Raw genomic sequence first — 6,681 nt, forward strand, 5'->3', positions numbered from 1 at the left:
AAGGATGCTACGCAACGGGCTGAAGCCGCGATGCTTCGCTTTTCCCTTGAGCTGTCACMCACAACTTAATGCGGGTGGGGGCAGTCAAAGACCCCCTACTCACCTCAAGCATTTCTGCTATTGGGACTACGTTTATGTTTCGGTTCGTGGTTTCGCGCTTTTCAACACTAGCCAATTCTATACGCTCAACATCCTGCCATTGCTTGCAGTGGTTTAGGCTTGCCGCCAAAGCGGTAGTGACTTACTTGCCGGGATCTCTCCGTACTAGGATGTTTCTTCGCGTAGTTGATACGCCTACTTTCCACGTCTCTAGTTTAACACATAGAGAGGGCTAAAGCCCCCTGAGTTGGCTGTATCCCCTCGCTAAAGCGGAGGGGTTTTAGCCCGCCCACATCACTCCTATAAGCATTCAACGCGATGCACCTTGAACAGTGGCCTCCCCCTCGGTAGCGTCTAAGGTGATGTAGCGGATGCTGTGCTGAACATGGGGCGTTGTAGCAATAGGGTATGATTGTAAGATTGACGGTCTGCTACCCCTGCCTAGGAGTACGCTTAGAAACTCCAGAGATGAGGGGGCAAGTGCCTAAAATGCCAACCCTTGAAACTGTAATTTAGCATGACTACCCCTTTACTCCTACGTGCTGCCCGCGGTGAACGTGTTGAGCGTCCACCCATTTGGTTGATGCGCCAAGCAGGACGCTACATGAAGGTCTATCGTGACTTGCGCGATCGCCACCCCTCCTTTCGTGAGCGATCCGAAATTCCTGAACTTGCTATCGAAATTTCCCTTCAGCCCTTCCGTGCCTTTGCACCGGATGGAGTTATCCTGTTTTCCGATATTTTGACACCGCTGCCGGGTATTGGCATTCCCTTTGATATTATCGAGAGTAAAGGCCCAATTATTGATCCGCCAATTCGCACCCTTGAGCAGGTGCAGCACTTGCATCCCCTTGAACCCGAAGCCGCCTGCCCCTTCATTCGCCCAATTCTATCCACCTTGCGCCAAGAGGTCGGCGATCGCGCCACGGTATTAGGCTTTGCGGGCGCCCCTTGGACCCTTGCAGCTTACGCCATTGAGGGCAAAAGCTCCAAAGACTACATCGAAATTAAGACCATGGCATACCGGGAGCCAGACCTGCTGCACAAGTTCCTGAGCCATTTAGCCACTGCCATTGCCGACTATCTGTGCTATCAAATCGATTGTGGTGCCCAAGTCGTTCAGCTCTTTGATTCGTGGGCGGGGCAACTGAGTCGCCAAGATTATGATACCTTTGCCCTACCGTACCAAAAACAGGTCGTACAGCAGGTGAAAGCAGTCTATCCTGACGTGCCAATGATTCTTTATATCAATGGCAGCGCCGCAGTCGTGGATCGGATGGCAGCGACAGGGGTAGATATTGTCAGCCTTGACTGGACCGTAGATATTGGTACCATTCGCCAGCAGTTTCCCGCCAGTGTGGGGCTTCAGGGGAATCTGGATCCGGTTTTGCTCTTTGCCCCCCAAGCGGTGCTGAAGGAGCGTGCCCTAGCGATTATTGAGGCTGGCCGCAGGGGGTCGTATATCTTTAACCTTGGGCATGGCGTGCTACAAGGAACACCGGAAGAAAATGTAGCCTATCTGTTTGATCTCGTTAAGTCCCTCGGCTAATGCGCATTCTGATTACTGGGGCAAGTGGCTGTATTGGCCAGTACATTACTGAGGCACTGATCACCCAGACAGAGCACGAACTGTTTCTGTTTGTGCGGACTCCTAGCAAGCTGACCGTTGATCCTCAGCAGCGCCAAGGGGTACACCTTGTGCAAGGGGATCTCCGAGATTTATCCCCCCTGCAGGATCTGTTGCCAACCCTTGATGTGGTGATTCTCACCGCTGCGGCTTGGGGAGGCAAGAATGCCATGGCCATTAATTTTGAGCAAACCTGCGCACTCCTGCAACAATTAGACCCCCAGCGCTGCCAGCGGGTCTTTTACTTCTCCACAGCCAGTATCCTGACTCGGCAGATGACCCCGCTACCGGAAGCGGCTACCCTAGGAACTGCTTACATTCGCTCGAAGTACCAGTGCTTGCAGGCGATAGAAAAGCTGCCCGTGGGCGATCGGGTTGTGGAGTTATTTCCGACAATGGTCTTTGGCGGCGGTATAGATGGTAAACGCCCCTCCTTTATTACTAAAGGCATGCAGCAAGTATTAAAGTGGCTATGGCTTGCGCGCTTTTTTCGGGTTGAGGCCAGTTTTCACTTTGTCCATGCCCGGGATATTAGCCAAGTTGTGCTTTACCTCATCGAGCATCCTGAGTATCCTGTGCCCCGCCGTGTTGCCCTAGGCAACCCCGCAATTACCGTGAACGACCTATTGACTCAGCTTTGCCAAGGGCGTAACTTGCGTTGGTATGGCCTGATTCCCCTTACCCCTGCCCTTGTTAATATCTTTATTAAGCTTTTCCGGATTCAAATGTCACCGTGGGATTACTTTTGCCTGAACTACCGTAACTTTACCTACGATACTATTCTGAACCCTCAGCAACTGGGTCTGACTCCCTACTGTGGGACGGTGGCGGATTTGCTGCGGTGTCATCGCTAGCAATGGCTGGTATTTGGCTACTGAAATCGGAACCAACGGTTTTTTCGTGGGATGACCTGAAAGCAGCTCCGAACCAAACCACCTGCTGGGAAGGGGTACGGAACTACCAAGCGCGTAACTTTCTGCGGGATCAAATGGCGGTGGGCGATCGCGTGCTGTTTTATCACAGTAATGCCAATCCTCCGGCCATTATGGGGATTGCCGCCGTTGTCAAGGCCGCCTACCCTGACCATTTTGCTTGGGATCCCCAAAGTAAGTATTTTGACCCCAAAAGTACCCCTGATATGCCGCGGTGGTTCATGGTAGATATTCAATACCGCCGTGATCTTGATCCTCCCGTTACCTTGCCAGAACTCCGGCGCACCAAGGGCTTAGAAACGATGCTCCTCCTACAAAAAGGGTGTCGCCTTTCGGTGCAACCGGTCACCGAGGCGCAATGGCAACTTATCCTAGACTTGAGATACTGAGGGAGGCCAACATAACAAAGGTTGTGGCTCCAGTATCGGTTACCCGCCCTCCCCCTCCTCCATGCGTGAAGGGTACACTGAGGAAAACACTACTATTGGCTGATTGTCTTCTGGTACATATAACCATGAAAAAGCGTTGGCGCATTTTAAACTCTTTCTTGGCAACTGTGTTAATCGTGGTGCTGGTGGCGCACCTTGTTCTTGACAGTGGCGCAGCGTGGGCAGCGCGCAGTGGCGGTCGCATTGGCGGTGGCTCGTTTAGCCGTCCGGCACCCACCCGTTCCTATCGCAGTGCCCCCCGCAGTGACTATCGTTATTCCCAGCCGGTCTATGGCGGTGGGTTTGGCTTTCCGTTTTTAATTCCCTTCTTTKGCTTTGGTGGTGGCTTTGGCGGCCTATTCACTATTATTTTGCTTGGTGTCGTTGCCAATTTCTTGGTTTCAGCATTTCGACAGTTTCGGGCAGCGGGGGAAGACGAGCAGATCGATAATCCTGTGGTGTCGGTGCATACGCTTCATGTTGGCTTGCTTGCTCAAGCCCGGGAACTGCAAAACGACTTAAACAAGCTTGCCTTAAGTGCTGACACCCAAACGCCAGCGGGGTTAGCAAACGTTCTGCAGGAGGCAACCCTTGCGCTCCTCCGCCATCCTGAGTATTGGGTCTATGCCGATGCCAGTTGCCAAGATACACGCTTGCTACAGGCGGAAACGATCTTTAACCAACGGGCGCTGAGCGAACGCAGCAAGCTCACGGCAGAAACCCTCTCGAACTATCGCCAAACGATTCAACAGCGAGACATTGCCCCTACCACCACCCAAGAGGTTGGCGACTATATTGTGGTCACCCTCATTGTTGCGGCTACGGGCAAGCTAGCGCTACCCACGATCAACAACGATTTGGATTTGCGGCACGTGCTGCAAGGGCTAGGGGGAATTGGAAGCGATCGCCTACTGGCGGTCGAGATCCYGTGGCAACCCCAAGCGATTGGCGATACCCTCACCGCTGATGAACTGCTACTGGCCTATCCGACCTTGAAGCATCTCTAGCACATACCCTCGCGAGTAACACTGCCCTTACAATCAATACCCCCACCTAGTTTTCAGGGACAGCCTCACTGGGAACAGGCTCTGGCGGTACGGTGGGCGGGGTCGCGCTGGCCTCTAGGCTAGGGCTGGGAGGAGGTGGCTCAGTGGCTGTTGGGGTTGGCGATGGTAATTCTGGCTCAGGTGCCGTATCTGGAGAGGCTGTTGGTTCAGGGCTTGAGACGGCGGTCTCAGGGACAGTTGGCGGGGGAGCCTCCCACCATGACTCGGCAGGGGTCTGCTGTTCCTGCCGCCGCGATCGCACGGCAAGTTCGTACTCCCACTGCCAAATTTTGTTCTGCGCCTCGCGGTAAAGATAACGATCCCACTTGATTTGGGCGGCGGTTGTAATAGCCTCCTCTAATTTCCCTTCGCGGGCAAGGGTAATAGCGCGATCTAGTATTGGCCGATCCACTAACTCTTCGAGTTTGATTTGCCAATCCTGACGATGCTGCTGCGCGATCGCCAACAGGGCAGCATTCGCGGGCAAGCGCTCAACAATTTGAATAGCAGCGGCATACTCTTTTTGTTCGGCAAGGGCGATTGCCGCGTTGAGGATGGGTTGCTCGTCAATGGTACGCAAGTCCCGCCGCCATTGGGCAATTAAGCCTTGGGCTTGGGGTCGTTTAGGCTGCCCAAGGGGAATCTGCTGAGCCTGTTGAATAGCGAGTTCATAGCCCCAGCGCCAGTGACTGCTAGCGAACCATGTGGACAGTTGTAATTGACTAGCACTCTGAAGCTGCTGCTGCCATTGTGCTAGGTACTCCCGCGCTGCCCCATAAAAGGGATCATTGGCAGGAATTTGCTGCACCCGGGCGATCGCCTCCCAGTAGCCTAGAACGGTGTCTTGTGCTGCGAGTGCCTTGGCCTGACCAAGAATGACAATGGGGCGATCGTGATAGGACACATCAAGGGCTGGGGCAATTTTTTCAATGAGGGCAAGAGCACCGACCGTATCCCCATTGTTCAACCGCTCCTGCGCATACTCAAACACTTCAGGAATCCAGCGGCGAATGTCTGCCTGTGCCTCCCCATAGACAACGGCATTCCGGGGAATACTCAGGGCGAGCATCACTGCTTCTGCCAACTCGTTTGCCGTTAGCCACCCTGCCAGATCCCTAGCCTGCACTAGGGTTCCCCATGCATCCTGCTCTTGGGAAATGCGGGTTGAGAGTTTTTGTGCCTGCTCCTGCCAATAATCGGTACCAAGCTGATTCATTAACTTCACTTGTAGCAGTGCCAACCCCCAATCTTGCTGCCGGATAGCCGCTTCCGCCGCACTCAAGAGGTTGCCCCCCTCACCTATATTTGTTGCCGTCAGTAGCTCTTGGGCTTGGTCGTAAGCAATCGCTGTCTTAGGAATTTTTTGTAAGAGCATGGTGGCCAACTCAATATTGCCTTGGCTGAGTTGCTGCCGCGCAATGACCAACAGTGCCAACGACCACTCATCCACCCGCCGCTTCGCTTGGGGAAACAGGGGATGATCCGTCGGCCACTGACTCACGGTTTCAATGGCTTGAGCCAAGGAAGGCAAGTTGCCGTTACGGGCTGCTTGATCAGCACAGTAAAGGCGATCGCCATCACTTGTCAGCAGCGACAGATGACGACAATCCGGCAGTGGTGGTAACAGCAGAATCCACGAACTTGCGGTGATCACTGTTGCACCAGCCATCAAAAAGGGAATGAGCCATGGCCACCCCTCATACTGTAAAAGGTGCTGTTGCAGGTGTTGCCAGCGCAAGAGTAGGGAACCCGGTGCGGCGATCGCCAAGTCCGAAGTTTTAGGAGCACGCCGGAACCACTTTTGCCAAAACTGCGTTGCTTTCATTGGATTCCGAGGCTCCTCATCACCGTGAATAACCCTGTCCGCGACCTAAAAATTTTGCCTACCATTGTAGGGGAATTGCCACCCCGAATCAGTGACGTATTGGGCAAGAGCCACAAACGCATTTTGCACCACGAATTCTTTTGCCCTTTTGCCGACATCTAGTGCTATACTAGTAAAGCTTAACGGGGCGTAGCGCAGCTTGGTAGCGCACCACTTTGGGGTAGTGGGGGTCGTGGGTTCAAATCCCGCCGCTCCGATCAGGGTTTCAAGGCTATAACCCAGTGAACTACCGCTATTGAACCAAGAATTACAATAGCGGCTTCCTACCCAACAGATTGCCCAATCGTAAATTTCTTGCGGCCTCTATGACTAGGTCTTACATCTGGGCGATAGGCGTTGCCCCGCGTCCCGCAGGTCAAAAGGCGTAGTCCCTCCTCTCTGAGGTTGATAGCTGCATTGGTGTTGCTGAATGTGGCTATGAATTCCCTCATCCCCAACCCTTCTTCCTAAGGAGAAGCGATTATCTTAAAAGTCAAGCAAATGATGATGCTGGAACAGCCGATTGACTCCCATCTGAGTTGGACGGCTGCCAGTCCGTACCATGGTTGAGCATGGCATTGAGAATTGTTAATAGCTTATGCATACAAGCCACCAACGGCCCAAGCACATAGAAGGGGGCTTCAGAGCACTCCTCCATTTGTTTACGCACATTGAATTCAATTTG

6 protein-coding genes, 1 tRNA gene and 1 pseudogene are annotated in these 6,681 nt (G+C 53.4%); 6 read left to right on the forward strand and 2 right to left on the reverse strand.

What is annotated here, in order from left to right; all coding sequences use genetic code 11:
- The first annotated feature begins 616 nt into the window (after positions 1-616).
- The 4 genes from hemE to L5470_RS11220 all read left to right on the forward strand — a co-directional run bounded on the left by hemE (position 617) and on the right by L5470_RS11220 (position 4,093).
- The gene (gene hemE / locus L5470_RS11205; protein ID WP_448515420.1) at positions 617-1,648 is read left to right on the forward strand and encodes a uroporphyrinogen decarboxylase; all 1,032 of its coding nucleotides are present in this window, start codon (positions 617-619) and stop codon (positions 1,646-1,648) included.
- Positions 1,648-2,580: an NAD-dependent epimerase/dehydratase family protein gene (locus L5470_RS11210; RefSeq protein ID WP_499500025.1), complete on the forward strand. Its 933-nt coding sequence runs from the start codon at positions 1,648-1,650 to the stop codon at positions 2,578-2,580. The genes hemE and L5470_RS11210 overlap by 1 nt, the downstream gene beginning before the upstream one ends.
- A 2-nt stretch (positions 2,581-2,582) precedes the next feature.
- Complete coding sequence (locus L5470_RS11215; RefSeq protein WP_499500026.1) at positions 2,583-3,047, forward strand: EVE domain-containing protein; 465 nt, start codon at positions 2,583-2,585, stop codon at positions 3,045-3,047.
- Between the two features lie 167 nt (positions 3,048-3,214).
- Positions 3,215-4,093 (forward strand): DUF1517 domain-containing protein, encoded by an 879-nt coding sequence (locus L5470_RS11220; RefSeq protein WP_499500029.1) that lies wholly within the window; start codon positions 3,215-3,217, stop codon positions 4,091-4,093.
- 46 nt (positions 4,094-4,139) lie between these two features.
- On the opposite strand, the gene L5470_RS11225 is transcribed toward L5470_RS11220, so the two are convergent.
- Positions 4,140-5,957 carry a hypothetical protein gene (locus L5470_RS11225; protein ID WP_499500027.1) on the reverse strand — a complete coding sequence of 606 codons (1,818 nt, stop codon included), beginning with the start codon at positions 5,955-5,957 and terminating at the stop codon, positions 4,140-4,142.
- Between the two features lie 24 nt (positions 5,958-5,981).
- Here L5470_RS11225 and L5470_RS11230 point away from each other — a divergent pair, with 24 nt between their 5' ends.
- Both L5470_RS11230 and L5470_RS11235 read left to right on the forward strand, forming a co-directional pair.
- Positions 5,982-6,119: a hypothetical protein gene (locus tag L5470_RS11230; RefSeq protein ID WP_499500028.1), complete on the forward strand. Its 138-nt coding sequence runs from the start codon at positions 5,982-5,984 to the stop codon at positions 6,117-6,119.
- Positions 6,120-6,140: 21 nt separating this feature from the next.
- Positions 6,141-6,214: transfer RNA gene (locus L5470_RS11235), tRNA-Pro, on the forward strand.
- Between the two features lie 392 nt (positions 6,215-6,606).
- Here L5470_RS11235 and L5470_RS11240 read toward each other — a convergent pair.
- A pseudogene (locus tag L5470_RS11240) lies at positions 6,607-6,681 on the reverse strand (phosphomethylpyrimidine synthase ThiC); the annotation flags it as partial.

Source organism: Synechococcus sp. PCC 6717, assembly GCF_022698185.1.
GTDB classification, from domain to species: domain Bacteria; phylum Cyanobacteriota; class Cyanobacteriia; order Thermosynechococcales; family Thermosynechococcaceae; genus Thermosynechococcus; species Thermosynechococcus lividus.